Origin of the sequence: Novosphingobium anseongense, from assembly GCF_037482895.1 — a bacterium.
GTDB lineage: Bacteria > Pseudomonadota > Alphaproteobacteria > Sphingomonadales > Sphingomonadaceae > Novosphingobium > Novosphingobium anseongense.
Map to the genome: position 1 here is coordinate 661774 of NZ_JBBHJZ010000003.1, position 14304 is coordinate 676077.

Genomic DNA, 14304 nt, shown 5'->3' on the forward strand with positions numbered 1-14304 from the left:
CCTCGACGCTTGCATCCTTCTTGCCGTGACGTCATGGCGACGCTTGTCCGGCCATCGCAGTTAAGCGATGGTTCAAATAAGCGCCGTATGGGGGGCATAGGAAATCCGCGCCCTTGCGTCACTCGAATGAACTTTGACCGATGAGCTTCGCCACCGTTCTGCTCACTCCCTTCGTGCTGCTGTTCCCGGCCGCGGGCACGATCGTGGTGTCCGAGTGGCACGAGGTGCCGTCCGTCGCGCTCGGCGAGAACCCGCCCGGATGGCCGGAGCCCCCGCGGCGCCCCGGTGACGAGGCGCGCGACTGGGTCTTCCGCGAGTTCACCGAGAGTTTTCGCGTGGATTCGCAGAACCAGGTGCGCATCGAACAGAACATGTCGGTCCGCATCGCGCCGCTCTCGCGACCAATGACCCAGCCGCCGCCGCAGCTCATGCTCGATTTCCCGCGCCGCGAGTTGGCGCCGCGCATGGTCGAGCGCAATATCGGGCGCTGCCTGCCCGTCGCCTCGATCTCGGGCGTGCAAGCGGATTCGGGTAGCCGGCTGATTCTCTATCTGCGCGATCGACGGATGATCAGCGCCACGCTCGACCGGGCCTGCCGCGCGCGCGATTTCTATTCGGGCTTCTATCTCCAGCGCACGACCGACGGCCAGATCTGCGCCGATCGCGATACGCTGCTTTCGCGCAGCGGCGCCAATTGCAAGCTCACCCGCATTCGCCAACTCGTGCAGTCGGACGATTGAGCGAGACTTTCACGCGGCGCTGTTTCGATAAATTGGAATGCGCTTCGCGCGCGATTTCCTTGACTTTGCGAGGCGATTGCGCATAGGCCGCGCGAGTTTCCGCTTCGGGCAACCGGGCGGGGCGGGGCTGGCATCGCATTGCCGGACCAGTGCTTTTTCCGGACATCAGCCAAGCCTATGAAATTCGCCGATCTCGGCCTGTCAGACGAATTGCTGCAATCGGTCCTCTCGGCCGGTTACGATACCCCGACGGCGATCCAGGCACAGGCCATCCCGCCCGTGCTGATGATGAAGGACATCATCGGCATCGCCCAGACGGGTACGGGCAAGACCGCCAGCTTCGTGCTGCCGATGATCGACATCCTCGCGCATGGCCGCCGCCGCGCGATGATGCCGCGCTCGCTGATCCTCGAACCGACGCGCGAACTCGCCGCGCAGGTCGCCGAGAACTTCGAGAAGTACGGCAAGAACCACGATCTCAAGATGGCGCTGCTGATCGGTGGCGTGCAGATGGGCGATCAGGTCAAGGCGCTCAACGAAGGCGTCGACGTGCTGATCGCCACGCCGGGCCGCCTGATGGACCTGTTCGAACGCGGCAAGATCCTGCTCACCGGCTGCGACCTGCTCGTCATCGACGAGGCGGACCGCATGCTCGACATGGGCTTCATCCCCGACATCGAGAACATCTGCACCAAGCTGCCGGCGAACCGTCAGACCCTGCTCTTCTCGGCGACGATGCCGCCGCCGATCAAGAAGCTGGCCGACAAGTTCCTGACGAACCCGAAGTATATCGAGGTCGCGCGGCCGGCGAGCAACAACACCAACATCGCGCAGCACAAGGTCAAGGTGGCGACCAAGCAGAAGCGCGAAGTGCTGCGCCACCTGCTCCGCACCGACAACGTCAACACCGCGATCATCTTCGCCAACCGCAAGACCACGGTGCGCGAGCTCGCCAAGAGCCTCAAGCAGCACGGCTTCTCCGCCGGCGAGATCCATGGCGACATGGACCAGTCGTCGCGCATCGCCGAGCTCGACCGGTTCAAGGCCGGCACGATCAACATTCTCGTCGCTTCGGACGTCGCTGCGCGCGGTCTCGACGTGAAGGGCGTGAGTCACGTCTTCAACTTCGACACGCCCTGGCATCCGGACGACTACGTCCACCGCATCGGCCGCACCGGCCGCGCGGGGGCGTCGGGCCGGGCCTTCACTTTCGTCTCGCCCGAAGACGCCGAGGCGATCGGCAATGTCGAGAAGCTGACCGGCGGCGAGATCCCGCTGTTCACGATCGAGGGCCAGGCCGACGATCGCAAGGAAACGCGCCAGGAAGAGCGCCCGGCACGGGCTCCGCGTCGCGGCAAGGCCGATGCGGTCGAGGCCAAGGCTGAGGCGCCCGCGCGGCGCCGGCGCGACGAAGAGCAACCGCGCCAGGAGCGTAGCGATCGCGGCGAGGGCCGCCGTGATGAGCGGCGCCCCGAGCGCGCGGCGCGTCCCGAGCGTAGCGAACGTCCCGAGCGGAGCGAACGTCCCGAGCGGAGCGAACGTCCCGAGCGGAACGAACGTCCCGAACGGAACGAACGCAACGAGCGTCCCTCGCGCGACCGGTCCGAGCCGCCGAGCCCTCCGGGCGAGTGGAACGGCCCGATTCCTGGCTTCCTCGGCGTTTCCGCGCTCTGAAACGATCGCTCGGCGCATTTTGCGCCGGGCTTTCCGTGTCGCCCGTCTGACGGGGCTTGGACTGCTTTGTCATATTCCCTATGGAACGCAGCGGGGCTCGCGCGCCGCCTGCATTTCGATGCCGGCGGCGAATTTTTTCGTCGTCGTTCGGGTGGTTCCATCGTTTGCCTCTATTTCCTGACCTGATCCGCGGCCGCTCCAGGCCTGCCGCGTGAGCGTAACGCTCCTTGCCCTCGCACTGGCCGCCGCGGAGCCGACCGCGGATCCGCCGGTCGTCGCGCCGCCGGCCGCCGAATCTGCAACCGTCAGCCCGCCGCCCACGATCCAGCCCGATGCGCCCGGCGTGACCGGCGACGACATCGTCGTCACCGCACGCGAGGAAGCGCCCGGCGATCCGCTCGAACGGATCAACGCCAAGTCCTACGAGGCGATCCAGGCGGTCGACGAGGCCGTGGTCGGGCCGATCTCGCTGGGCTACAAGACGGGTATGCCCAAGCCGCTGCGGCTGGGGCTGCGCAATTTCCTGCGCAATCTCGAAGAGCCGGTGATCGCCTTCAACTACCTGCTCCAGCTCAAGCCGGGGCGGGCGGTGAAATCGGTCGGGCGCTTCGCGATCAATTCGACCGCGGGCGTCGCCGGCCTGATCGACGTGGCCAAGCGCAAGCCGTTCAACCTGCCCTATACGCCCAACGGCTTTGCCAACACCTTTGCCTGCTATGGCATCGGGCCGGGCCCCTATTTCTTCCTGCCGCTGGTCGGGCCGACGACCCTGCGTGACCTGATCGGCGTGGGCCTCGATCGCGCGGCGTTGCCCGCCGTCGTCGGCAAGCCGCTCGATCGGCCCTATTACGCGATACCGGCGAATGTGATCGATTCGCTCAACGACCGCATCGACATCGATGGCCAGCTCAAGCAGGTGCGCGCCGAGTCGGCCGATCCCTACACCGATACACGCGAGCTCTATCTGCGTCAGCGCAAGTCGGAGATTGCTGCGATCTGCCCGAAGCGCGGCGAGTCCGTCGAGCAAGGCCTGCCCTCACGCCCGGGCAAGGGCAGGGACTAGCTCAGGCCAGCTTGACGAAGCTGTCGATCACGCGCTTGCGGCCACCCGTCTCGAAATCGATCTCGAGCTTGTTGCCCTCCTGCGCCGCGACCGTGCCGTAGCCGAACTTGTCGTGGAACACGCGCACGCCAATGCCGACATCGCCGCGCGGCTTGGCCGCGAAGCTCGCGGCGCTGCGCGAAGGTTCGGCGAGGCGCTTGGGCGTGGGATCGTACATCTGCGCCGCGGCGCGTTGCCAGCCGGGGCCGCGCGTGACCGTGCGCGAGGGCTGGGCGCGGGCGACGTCGGCGAAGGGGTCGGAATGCTCGGACCATTGCGCGCGCCAGAGCGAGGCGCCACCGGTCAGGGTCGTTTCCTGCTCGACATGCGCCTCGGGCAGCTCGGCGATGAAGCGCGAGGGGATCGAGCTGGTCCACTGGCCATAGATGCGGCGGTTGGCGGCGTGAAGAATCGTGCAGCGGCGCCGCGCGCGGGTGATCGCGACATAGGCGAGCCGGCGCTCCTCCTCGAGGCTGGCGAGTCCGCCTTCGTCCATCGCGCGCTGCGAGGGGAACACGCCTTCCTCCCAGCCGGGCAGGAACACGTTGTCGAATTCGAGGCCCTTGGCGGCGTGGATCGTCATGATCGTGACCTTCTCGACATCGTCGGCCGCGTCGTTGTCCATGACCAGGCTGACGTGTTCGAGGAAATCGCCGAGCGTCTCGTATTCCTCCATCGCCCGCGCGAGTTCGGCCAGGTTCTCGAGCCGGCCCGAGGCTTCGGCGGTCTTCTCGGCCTGGAGCGCGGCGGTATAGCCCGATTCGTCGAGCAGGGTGCGCGCGAGTTCGGCCGGGCTCAGGCTCTTGGCCAGATCGCGCCAGCGCGCGAAGTCGCGCATCAGCGAGAGCAGGGTGTTGCGCGCGCGCGCGGGCAATTCGTCGGTGTCGGCGATCTCGATTGCGGCGAGCGCCAGCGGCACGCCGCGCGCACGCGCATGCCGGTGCAGTTTCTCGAGCGTCTTGTCACCGAGGCCGCGCTTCGGCGTGTTGTAGATCCGCTCGAAAGCGAGATCGTCCGAAGGCTGGGCGATCACGCGCAGATAGGCCATGGCGTCGCGGATTTCGGCGCGTTCGTAGAAACGAAAACCGCCTATGATCTTGTAGTTGAGGCCGATCGTTATGAAGCGGTCTTCGAGTTCGCGCGTCTGGAACTGTGCGCGCACGAGGATCGCGATCCGATCGAGCGGGGCGCCTTCGCGTTCGAGCCGCTCGATCTCCTCGCCGATGCGGCGCGCTTCCTCGGGGCCGTCCCAGACCCCGATCACGCGCACGCGGTCGCCGCCGTCCTGTTCGGTCCACAGCGTCTTGCCGAGCCGCTCGCTGTTGGCGCAGATCAGTCCTGAGGCCGCGGCAAGGATGTCGGGCGTCGAGCGGTAGTTCTGTTCGAGGCGGATCACCTTGGATCCCGGAAAATCCTTTTCGAACCGTAGGATGTTGGCGACTTCTGCGCCGCGCCACGAATAGATCGACTGGTCGTCGTCACCCACCACGCAGATGTTGCGGCGGACCTGGGCGATCAGTCGCAGCCACAGGTACTGGACCTGGTTGGTGTCCTGATACTCGTCGACCATCACGTATTTGAAGCGCTGCTGGTACTGTTCGAGCACGTCGCGATGATCGCGCAGAATGTTGACCATGTGTAGCAGCAGGTCGCCGAAGTCGCAGGCGTTGAGCGCCTTCAGCCGCTCCTGGTAGAGCTTGTAGAACTGTTGGCCGCGGCCATTGGCATAGGCCTCGTTCTCGACGGCATCGAGCTGATCGGGATTGATCCCGCGGTTCTTCCAGCGGTCGATAAGCCCGGCGAGCTGGCGCGCGGGCCAGCGCTTCTCGTCGAGGTCGTTGGCCTGGATCAACTGCTTGAGCAGTCGTAGCTGGTCGTCGGTATCGATGATCGTGTAGTTCGACTGCAGTCCGAGCAGTTCGGCATGTTTGCGCAGCATGCGCGCGGCGATCGAGTGGAAGGTGCCGAGCCAGGGCATGCCCTCGACCGCGGGCCCGATCAGGTGCCCCACGCGCTCGCGCATCTCGCGTGCGGCCTTGTTGGTGAAGGTGACGCAGAGGATTTCCGAGGGCCAGGCGAGGCGCGATCGGACGAGATGTGCAAGCCTTGCGGTAAGCGCCGCGGTCTTGCCCGTGCCTGCGCCAGCCAGCATCAGCACCGGTCCTTCGGTGGTCAGAACGGCCTCGCGCTGCGGTGGATTCAGCCCGCAAAGCAAGGGATCTTCTGGATTTTCCGGAGCGGCGGAGAGCGAGGAGGGGACGAGGTCTGACACGTGTGAACAGCTAGGGAACAGAGGCGCGCGGCGCAAGGGCGCTGCACCCGGCAAACGGAACCATCGTTCGGAACGCGGGTTTTCCGAGCAACCGAACTTCAATGGAGAGTGACATGCGTAATCTGTTCCTTGCGAGCGCCGCTGCGCTCGCTCTTGCCGGCGGTGCCACGATGGTTTCCGCCCAGGCTTCGACCGACACGCCCGCGGCGGCACCCGCTGCTGCCGGAGCCGCGACCTCGCAGCAGAAGGCGGCCTATGCGACCTGGCCGGCTGACAAGAAGGCGTCCTATGACAAGTGGCCTGCCGAATATCAGGCCTATTTCTGGAGCCTGTCGCCGAGCCAGCAGACGGGCTGGTTCGCGCTGACCGACGCGCAGCGCAAGCAGGTCTATGACATGCCGCCTGCCAGTCGCGCGCAGGCCTGGGTGTCGATCGAGCAGCAGCTCGCCGGGGCGACGCCGCCCTCGGCTTCGGCCGCGCCGCCGTCGGCTTCGACCATGCCGAGCCCGGAGGCGGCGGCCGCGCCGCCTGCAACCGACGATCCGGCTTCGGCACCGGCACAGGTCCAGGCCAACCCCACGGGCTCGACCCAGGCGGCCGATCCTTCGCCGGATCCGGCGACCGCTAACTCTTCGGTCGCGCCGTCGCTGCCCGCCGACCCGAGCTATCAGGCCGGTCCTTACAAGGGCGCGCTGACCGCACCGCCGGCCGATGCCCAGAACAAGGACTATCCGGTATGCACCAAGAGTGTGCAGGATAGCTGCCGCAACCGCGGCGGCGTCTGATACCGATCTAGCCCGATCAGGAAGGGCGCCGGTCTCCGGCGCCCTTTTTGTTTGACGCCTTTTCGCTTGACGGGGGCAGGACGAGCGGTGAGCGGTGCGCGCCATGCAACCGCAACATCCCCTTCGGGCCAACCGCCGCATCCTCGCCGCCGCGCTCGTGGGCACGGCGGTCGAGTTCTACGATTTCTACATCTACGCGACTGCGGCGGCGCTGGTGTTCGGTCCGCTGTTCTTTCCGGCCGAATCCGTCGCCGCGCAGACGCTGTTCGCGCTGATGAGTTTCGGCATCGCCTTCATCGCGCGGCCCGTCGGCGCCGTTGCCTTCGGCCATTTCGGCGACCGCATCGGCCGCAAGTCGACCCTGGTCGCCTCGCTGATGCTGATGGGCGCTTCGACCCTCCTGATCGCGTTCCTGCCCACTTACGCCATGGCCGGCTGGATTGCGCCGGCGCTGCTCTGCGTGCTGCGCTTCGGCCAGGGCTTCGGGCTCGGCGGCGAATGGGGCGGGGCGGCACTGCTCGCGGTCGAGAACGCGCCCAAGGGCTGGGAAGCGCGCTTCGGTTCGGCGCCGCAACTCGGTGCGCCCGTGGGATTCCTCGCGGCCAATGGTCTGTTCCTGCTGCTGGGGCTCGGCTTGTCCGAACAGGATTTCCAGGAATGGGGCTGGCGCGTGCCCTTCCTGGCGAGCGCGGTGCTCGTGGGCCTCGGCTTGTGGATTCGCCTGCGGATCGGCGAGACGCGCGCGTTCCGCGAGGCCACCGCACGCGAAGCGCCGCCGGCCGTGCCGCTGGCGCGCTTGCTGTCGCATCATCTCGGCGCGGTCGTCGCGGGCAGCGCCGGGGTGATCGCCTGCTTCGCGATCTTCTATCTCGCCACGGCCTATGCCCTGGCCCAGGGCACCTCCACGCTCGGCTACAGTCGCGAGACCTTTCTGGCGGTGCAGCTCGCGGCGAACTTTTTCCTGGCGATCGGCATCGTCCTCGCAGCGATCCATGCCGACCGCGCCTCGCCGCGACAGGCGCTGCTGATCGGGGCGATCGCGACCGTGGTGCTCGGCCTCGTCTTCGGTCCCGGCCTCAACGCCGGCTCGCTCTGGCTCGTATTCCTCACGCTCGCCGCGGCGCTGCTGGTGATGGGATACGTCTACGGACCGCTCGGCGCCTGGCTGCCGACATTGTTCCCCGTGCCCGTGCGCTACAGTGGCATATCGGTGGCGTTCAACGGCGGCGGCATCATCGGCGGCGCGGTGACGCCGGTGCTGGCGCAGATGCTCGCGGTCGAGGGGCTCGGAGCCCAGGCCGGTCTGCTGCTCTCGGTCGCGGGACTGGTGACCCTGCTCGGCGTCAGCCTTGCGAAGGTTTGGCCCGCAGCAGCGTGAGCCGCGCCTTGCCGACCTTGCGATCGGCAACAGCTTCGAGCGAGCGCACCTTCGGTTCTTCGTCGTGCGCGGTCTCGAGGCTGATCCAGGTCGCCTCGCCGATCCAGCCGAGCCGCATCAGCTTCTCGAGCGCGACCGCACCCGCGCCGGTGTTGTAGGGCGGATCGAGCAGGATCAGGTCGAGCGGCGCTTTCGCCGGCCCCAAGGCCAGCACCGAGGTCGCGCGCACGTCGCATAGCGACTGTGCCTGGAATGCGGCGATGTTCTGGCGCAGCGCGCGGATGGCGGCAGCATCCTGCTCGACGAACACGGCACTGGCCGCTCCGCGCGACAGCGCCTCGAGCCCCAGCGCGCCCGACCCCGCAAAGAGATCGGCGACGGCGAGATCCTCGAACGAGCCGAGCCGGCTCACCAGCATAGAGAACAGCGTCTCGCGCGTGCGATCGGCGGTGGGGCGCGTCGTGTCTCCCTGCGGCGCCACGAGCTTGCGGCCGCGCCACTGGCCGGCGACGATCCTCATTTCCGCGGACCTCCCGGTTTGCGGGGACCATCGCGACGCGGAGCCGCGCTGCCTGGGCCGCTGCCCGGACCGGACCTGCCAAGACCCTGGCGACCCGACCGACCACCCGGTCCGCGTGGGCGCGAGGTTTCCAGACCCAGCTTCTCGGGATCGGGCTTGCGCGCCAGCGGCTTCTTCGCGGCCTTGGGCGCGGGCGGAGCCGAGGATCGCCGCTCGGGTTCGCGTGCCGGGCGGGCGGGCGGAGCACTGTGCGGCGCCGTCTTGTGCACCCGCGCCCGCGCATAGTCCTGCGCGGTCAGCGGCGCCATGCTCGCCGCCGCCGGCGTGCCCAGCGACTTGCGGAAACGCTCGACGTCGACCTGGCGGATCTCCACCACCGCGCCGCGCGGCAGGTCGAGCAGTTCGAACGGTCCATAGGAGGTGCGCAGCAGGCGGCTGACTTCGAGCCCGAAATGCTCGAGGACGCGGCGCACTTCGCGGTTCTTGCCTTCGGTCAGGGTCAGTTCGATCCACTGGTTGCGGCCCGTGCTGCGCTCCATGTTGGCGTCGATCTTGCCGTAGCGCACGCCGTCGATCTCGATGCCTTCGATCAGCTCCTCGAGCTGGACCTGGGTGATCGGCCCGAAGGTGCGCGCGCGGTAGGTGCGCGGAACGCCTGTTGCGGGAAGCTCCATCGCGCGCTTGAGCTCGCCGTCGTTGGTCAGCAGCAGCAGGCCTTCGGTGTTGAAGTCGAGCCGGCCGACCGGCATGAGCCGCGGCGCGTTCTCGGGCAGGGCATTGCGCAAAGCCGTATAGATCGTCGGTCGGCCGGCGGGATCGCGCTCGGCGGTGATAAGCCCCGAGGGCTTGTGGAACACGAACAGCCGCGCGGGTTCGGCCGCCTTCACCGGCTTGCCGTCGACCGTGACGCCCTTGAGGTTGGGCAGGACCGTATTGGCGGTGGTGATCAGGTCTTCGCCGATCTTCACGCGCCCGTCGGCGATCATCCGCTCGACCTCGCGGCGGCTGGCGATGCCGGCGCGGGCGAGCAATTTGGCGATGCGTTCGCCGGTTCGGGCGCCGGCGCTTTCCGGCGGCGTGGGAGTGGGGGACATCGGCGCGGCTTAGCTGCCGGGGGGCAGCGCGTCAAAATCACAATCGACCTGGCCAATGCGTGCGTTTCGGTGCCGTCACACCTCGCCTATGTCGCAATCGCGCGATATGGAGCGCGGCATGAACGATTTCGACAGTTCCATGGCCTCTTCGGCGTCGACCCAGACCTTCACCGTCACGGCGCAACCGGCTGCCCAACCTGCGCCGGCGCCCGCGGCCGCCCCGGTCGACAGCCTGGCGCTGCAGCGGCGCGAGTGGCTGCTCGACGTGATGGAGCGCCAGCGCAGCCTGTCGCCACATGCCGCAACCCTGCTGACCGCACAGAACCTCGGCAGCCAGCATTTCCTCGACAACTTCTATGCGCCGAGCCGCCCGGTGCTGATCAAGGGTGCGATGGCAGGCTGGCCCGCGCTGGAGAAGTGGACCCCCGACTATCTGGCCGAGACTCTCGGCGACACGCTCGTCGAATATCAGGGCGGGCGCGAGGTGTCGGACGATTTCGAGACCGCCAAGGATCGCCACAAGCGCACCGGGCCGTTCAGCGAATTCATCGAACTTGCGCAGAACGGCGGCAACGACGCCTATATCACCGCTTACAACAGCGACGCCAATGTCGCGGCGCTCTCCCCGCTGGAGGCCGACCTCGGCTTCCTCGAACAGTATTTGACGCGCGACCACGGCATGATGTGGATCGGCGGGGCGGGCACGTTCACGCCCTTGCATTTCGATCTGACCAACAACCTCCTCGCCCAGGTCACGGGCAGCAAGCACATCGTGCTGATCCCGCCCTCGCAGACCCGCCGGCTCGCGCATCGCAACCACGTGTTCAGCGACGTCCACGACGTCACCGATCCGTACTGGCTCGCGCAATATCCGCTGGCGCGCGACATCCTGCGCTACGAGCTGGTGCTCGTTCCCGGCGACCTGCTGTTCGTTCCGATCGGCTGGTGGCACCAGGTCCGCTCGCAGAGCTTCTCGACGATGCTGACCTATACGAACTTCCTCTGGCCGAACGTCGGGCACGAGAACTTTCCGGGCAACTAGCTGTGTACGAGTCTGCGCCGGCCCCTAGCCTTGGCCGCGAATCGCGCTAACCCTTGGCGTCGAGCGGAGGAGGGCGCATGCAATCGACCACGACCGAAGAGCGGCGTTCGCTCTGGGGGGCGATCCAGCCCTATTTCGAGAAGGAATCGCTCGCCGCGTTCTTCCTCGGCATTTCCTCGGGCTTTCCCTTCGCCATGCTCGGCGCGACGCTGACGACGCGACTGGCGCAGGACGGGATCGACAAGAAGACCGTCACGGCCTTCACGCTGGCCTTCCTGGTCTACAACCTCAAGGTGTTCTGGGCCTGGGTGATCGACGGCGTGCATCTGCCGCTGATCGGCCGGCTGGGGCAGCGCGTCTCGTGGATGCTGGTCTGCGGCCTGCTGGTGATCGCGGCGGTGATCAACCTTGCGCTGATCGATCCGGCGGCCGATCTCGGCGCGACCGTCCTTGCTGCCGTCCTGCTCGGCGCCGCCGGCGCGACCTTCGACATCGTCATCGACGCCTACCGGATCGAGACGCTCAAGCCCTACCAGCTCGGCACGGGCTCGGGCATGTCGCAATATGGTTGGCGGATCGGCTCGGCCGGCGCTGGCGCCCTGGCGCTGGTCGTCGCGGCCCGCGCGGGCTGGGCCTCGGCCTATATCGCCTGCGCCGCGCTGGCGATCCCGGCGATGCTGACCGCGCTGCTGATGGGCGAGCCCGAACGCCACCGCGAGCCGACTGCGCGCAAGGGCGTGGCCGAGGTCTGGGCGGCGATCGTCGGGCCTTTCGTCGAATTCTTCCAGCGCAACGGCGCGCTGCTCGTGCTGCTGTTCGTGCTCGTCCACAAGATCGGCGATACCCTCGCCAACCTGACCTTCCGCCTGCTGTTCGACGACCTCGGCTTCTCGAATGACGAGATCGCGCTGTGGGACGTCGGCGTCGGCTTCTGGGCCTATCTGATCGGCGTGTTCATCGGCGGCGTCGCCTATGCCAAGCTCGGTCTCAAGCGCTCGGTGCTCGTAGCGCTGGTGCTGATGGCGGTCTCCAACCTCAGCTTCGCCGCGCTCGCCGCCGCCGGCCATTCGAACCTCGGCATGGCCCTGGCGATCGGCTTCGAGAACACCGCCTCGGGCTATGGCGGCGTCGTCGTCGTCGCCTATTTCTCGGCGCTCTGCGACCTGCGCTTCACCGCCGCGCAATATGCGCTGATCTCGGCCGGCGCGAGCGTGGTCGGACGGTTCCTGACCGGCACCACCGCGGGCGGGCTGATCGAGGGCATGGGCTACGTGAACTTCTACCTGCTCACCACCGTGCTGGCGCTGCCGGGCATCGTGCTGTTCTGGTGGATGGCGCGGACCGGCCTCGTCGACGCGGCCATGGGAACGGCAGGAGAGGTCAGTCCGGAATCTGGCGATTGAGCCGCAGCACCTCGCCGGCGAGGTAGAGCGAACCGGCGATGAGCACGTCGCCCTCGGGCGGCAGCGCTGCCAGCGCCGCGGAGACGTCGGCGAAGCTGCCCACGGGCAAGGCCGTGAACGGCGCGAAGTCCGCAGGCGCATGGGCATCGTGGCCGGGCGCGGGGACCGCCGAGATCGAAAGCAACTGATCGGCCAGCGGCGAGACGATCGCCGAGGGATCCTTGGTCGTCAGCATGCCGGTGACGAGGTGGAGCGGCTGGCCAGCGAAATGACGGGCGATGGCGAGGCCCGCGTCGACGTTGTGCCCGCCGTCTAGCCAGACTTGGCGCCCCGGCGCCAGCGCGGTCAGCGGACCGTCGCCGAGCCGTTGCAGCCGCGCCGGCCAGCGCGCCGTGCGGATGCCGCGTGCCATGGCTTCGGGCGAGACCGTCACCACCTGCTGATGTCGCAGCATGGCCACGGCGAGCGCGACGTTGTCGGCCTGGTGCCTGCCTGCGAGCGCGGGCAGGGGCAGAGAGAGTTCGCCGCGCGCGTCGCGATAGGCGATCGTCTCGCCGACAGCGGCGGACCAGTCGAGATCGCGCAAGGCGGTGCGCGCGCCGGCCTGCATCGCCACGTCGAGCACGGCCTTGGTCACCTCGGGCGCATAGGCCTGGGTCACCAGTGGCGAACCGGGGCGGGCGATGCTGGCCTTCTCGAAAGCGATGCGACTGAGCGGCTCCTGTGGCACCCCCGCCTCGGGGCGCAGCAGGAAAGCTTCGTGGTCGATCCCCAAGGTGGCGATCCCGCAGGCGGCCGGGCGTTCGAGCACGTTGGTCGCATCGAACCGGCCGCCGAGGCCGACCTCGATCACGCAGGCATCGGCCGGGTGCTCGGCGAAAGCGAGGAAGGTGGCGGCGGCGGTGACTTCGAAGAAGCTGGGGGAGAGGTCTTCGCTCGCGTCGAGCACCTGTTTCAGCCGCGCCGCGAGTTCGTGGTCGGAGATCAGGGCACCGGCCAGGCGGATGCGCTCGTTGTAGCGCACGAGGTGCGGCTTGGTCGCGGCATGGACGGTCAGGCCTTCGGCCTCGAGCATCGCGCGCAGATAGGCGCAGGTCGAACCCTTGCCGTTGGTTCCGGCGACGTGGAAGGTCGGCGGTAGCCGCGTCTGCGGATCGCCGAGCCGCGTGAGGATCGCGCGGATCGTCTCGAGCCCGAAACGCCCCTGCGGCAGGGTCAGCGCGCCGAGCCGGTCGAGCTGCGCCTGGACCGCGGGATCGTCGGAGATGGCGAAGTCTTTCACGCGCGAAGATCCTTCCCCGCTGGGGGAGGGGGACCGCCCGCGCAGCGGGTGGTGGAGGGGGCGAGGCCATACGAGAGATACGCGGGCGACCGCACCCTCTCTGTCAGCCCTGCGGGCTGCCACCTCCCCCAGAGGGGGAGGACCTGGATCAAGAGCGCGCCCCGTGAACCGCCTCGGCCAGTGCACGCGTCGCGTCGCGTACCGGGCCGGGGGCGTTCGCGCCGTGCTCGCCGACCAGCTCGACCAGCGCCGAACCCACGACCACGCCGTCGGCCACTTTGGCGATCGCGGCGGCCTGTTCGGGCGTGCGCACGCCGAAGCCCACCGCGACGGGCAGGTCGGTGGCGGCCTTGAGCCGGCGCACGGCCTCCTCGATCGAGCCGAGCGCGGCCTGCTGCTGGCCGGTGATGCCCGCGACCGAGACGTAGTAGAGGAAACCCGACGAGCCATCGAGCACGGCGGGCAGTCGCGCGGCATCGGTGGTCGGCGTGGCGAGGCGGATCGGCGAGATGCCGGCGGCGCGCAGCGCCGGGCCGAGCTCGCGGTCTTCCTCGGGCGGGATGTCGACGCAGATCACGCCGTCGACCCCGGCCTTGACGGCCTCGGCGGCGAACCAGTCGGCGCCGCGGATCGTCATCGGGTTGGCATAGCCCATCAGCACCAGCGGCACTTCGGGATGCCTTGCGCGGAACGCAGTGGCGATGGCCAGGATGTCGGCGGTCTTGGTGCCCGCGGCGAAGGAGCGCAGGTTGGCGCGCTGGATCGCGGCGCCGTCGGCCATCGGATCGGTGAAGGGCATGCCCAGCTCGATCACGTCGGCGCCGCCCTCGACGAGCGCGTCGAGGATCGAGGCCGTGGCATCGGGCGTCGGGTCACCGGCGGTGACGAACGTGACGAGGGCCGGGCGGCCCTTGGCGAATGCGGCGGAGAGGCGAGAGGTCATTGAGCCTACTTCTTGATAAGTTTAATTAAAAAGAAAATCGAGCACACCAGAAAGCCGATGCCAAAAAGC

11 protein-coding genes and 1 pseudogene are annotated in these 14304 nt (G+C 68.0%); 7 read left to right on the top strand and 5 right to left on the bottom strand.

Going from position 1 to position 14304, the window contains the following annotated elements; genetic code table 11:
• The first annotated feature begins 140 nt into the window (after positions 1 to 140).
• From WG901_RS17135 to WG901_RS17145, 3 genes are all read left to right on the top strand, one after another.
• On the top strand, positions 141 to 740 hold the full coding sequence (locus WG901_RS17135; RefSeq protein ID WP_339588304.1) for a hypothetical protein: 600 nt from the start codon (positions 141 to 143) through the stop codon (positions 738 to 740).
• A gap of 177 nt (positions 741 to 917) precedes the next feature.
• Positions 918 to 2414: a DEAD/DEAH box helicase gene (locus WG901_RS17140; RefSeq protein WP_339588305.1), complete on the top strand. Its 1497-nt coding sequence runs from the start codon at positions 918 to 920 to the stop codon at positions 2412 to 2414.
• Between the two features lie 211 nt (positions 2415 to 2625).
• The gene (locus WG901_RS17145; RefSeq protein ID WP_339588306.1) at positions 2626 to 3477 is read left to right on the top strand and encodes an MlaA family lipoprotein; all 852 of its coding nucleotides are present in this window, start codon (positions 2626 to 2628) and stop codon (positions 3475 to 3477) included.
• A 1-nt stretch (position 3478) separates the two neighbouring features.
• On the opposite strand, the gene WG901_RS17150 is transcribed toward WG901_RS17145, so the two are convergent.
• Entirely contained in the window at positions 3479 to 5788 is a 2310-nt protein-coding gene (locus WG901_RS17150) for an ATP-dependent helicase (RefSeq protein ID WP_417603412.1), read from the bottom strand.
• 113 nt (positions 5789 to 5901) lie between these two features.
• Here WG901_RS17150 and WG901_RS17155 point away from each other — a divergent pair, with 113 nt between their 5' ends.
• A complete protein-coding gene (locus tag WG901_RS17155) occupies positions 5902 to 6573 on the top strand; it encodes a hypothetical protein (protein WP_339588307.1) in 672 nt (223 codons plus the stop codon).
• A 103-nt stretch (positions 6574 to 6676) separates the two neighbouring features.
• Positions 6677 to 7951, top strand: coding sequence for an MFS transporter (locus WG901_RS17160; RefSeq protein ID WP_339588308.1), 1275 nt, complete (start codon positions 6677 to 6679; stop codon positions 7949 to 7951).
• Here WG901_RS17160 and rsmD read toward each other — a convergent pair.
• Both rsmD and WG901_RS17170 read right to left on the bottom strand, forming a co-directional pair.
• Entirely contained in the window at positions 7917 to 8471 is a 555-nt protein-coding gene (gene rsmD / locus WG901_RS17165; RefSeq protein ID WP_339588309.1) for a 16S rRNA (guanine(966)-N(2))-methyltransferase RsmD, read from the bottom strand. The two genes, WG901_RS17160 and rsmD, sit on opposite strands and share 35 nt — an antisense overlap.
• 329 nt (positions 8472 to 8800) lie before the next feature.
• Positions 8801 to 9565, bottom strand: a pseudogene (locus WG901_RS17170) (pseudouridine synthase); the annotation flags it as partial.
• Positions 9566 to 9683: 118 nt separating this feature from the next.
• On the opposite strand from WG901_RS17170, the gene WG901_RS17175 reads away from it, so the two are divergent.
• Both WG901_RS17175 and WG901_RS17180 read left to right on the top strand, forming a co-directional pair.
• A complete protein-coding gene (locus WG901_RS17175; protein WP_339588311.1) occupies positions 9684 to 10607 on the top strand; it encodes a cupin-like domain-containing protein in 924 nt (307 codons plus the stop codon).
• A 77-nt stretch (positions 10608 to 10684) separates the two neighbouring features.
• The gene (locus WG901_RS17180; RefSeq protein WP_339588312.1) at positions 10685 to 12010 is read left to right on the top strand and encodes an AmpG family muropeptide MFS transporter; all 1326 of its coding nucleotides are present in this window, start codon (positions 10685 to 10687) and stop codon (positions 12008 to 12010) included.
• On the opposite strand, the gene WG901_RS17185 is transcribed toward WG901_RS17180, so the two are convergent.
• A complete protein-coding gene (locus WG901_RS17185; protein WP_339588313.1) occupies positions 11988 to 13292 on the bottom strand; it encodes a bifunctional folylpolyglutamate synthase/dihydrofolate synthase in 1305 nt (434 codons plus the stop codon). The genes WG901_RS17180 and WG901_RS17185 overlap by 23 nt on opposite strands.
• 148 nt (positions 13293 to 13440) lie before the next feature.
• Positions 13441 to 14235 (bottom strand): tryptophan synthase subunit alpha, encoded by a 795-nt coding sequence (gene trpA / locus WG901_RS17190; protein ID WP_339588314.1) that lies wholly within the window; start codon positions 14233 to 14235, stop codon positions 13441 to 13443.
• Between the last annotated feature and the right edge of the window lie 69 nt (positions 14236 to 14304).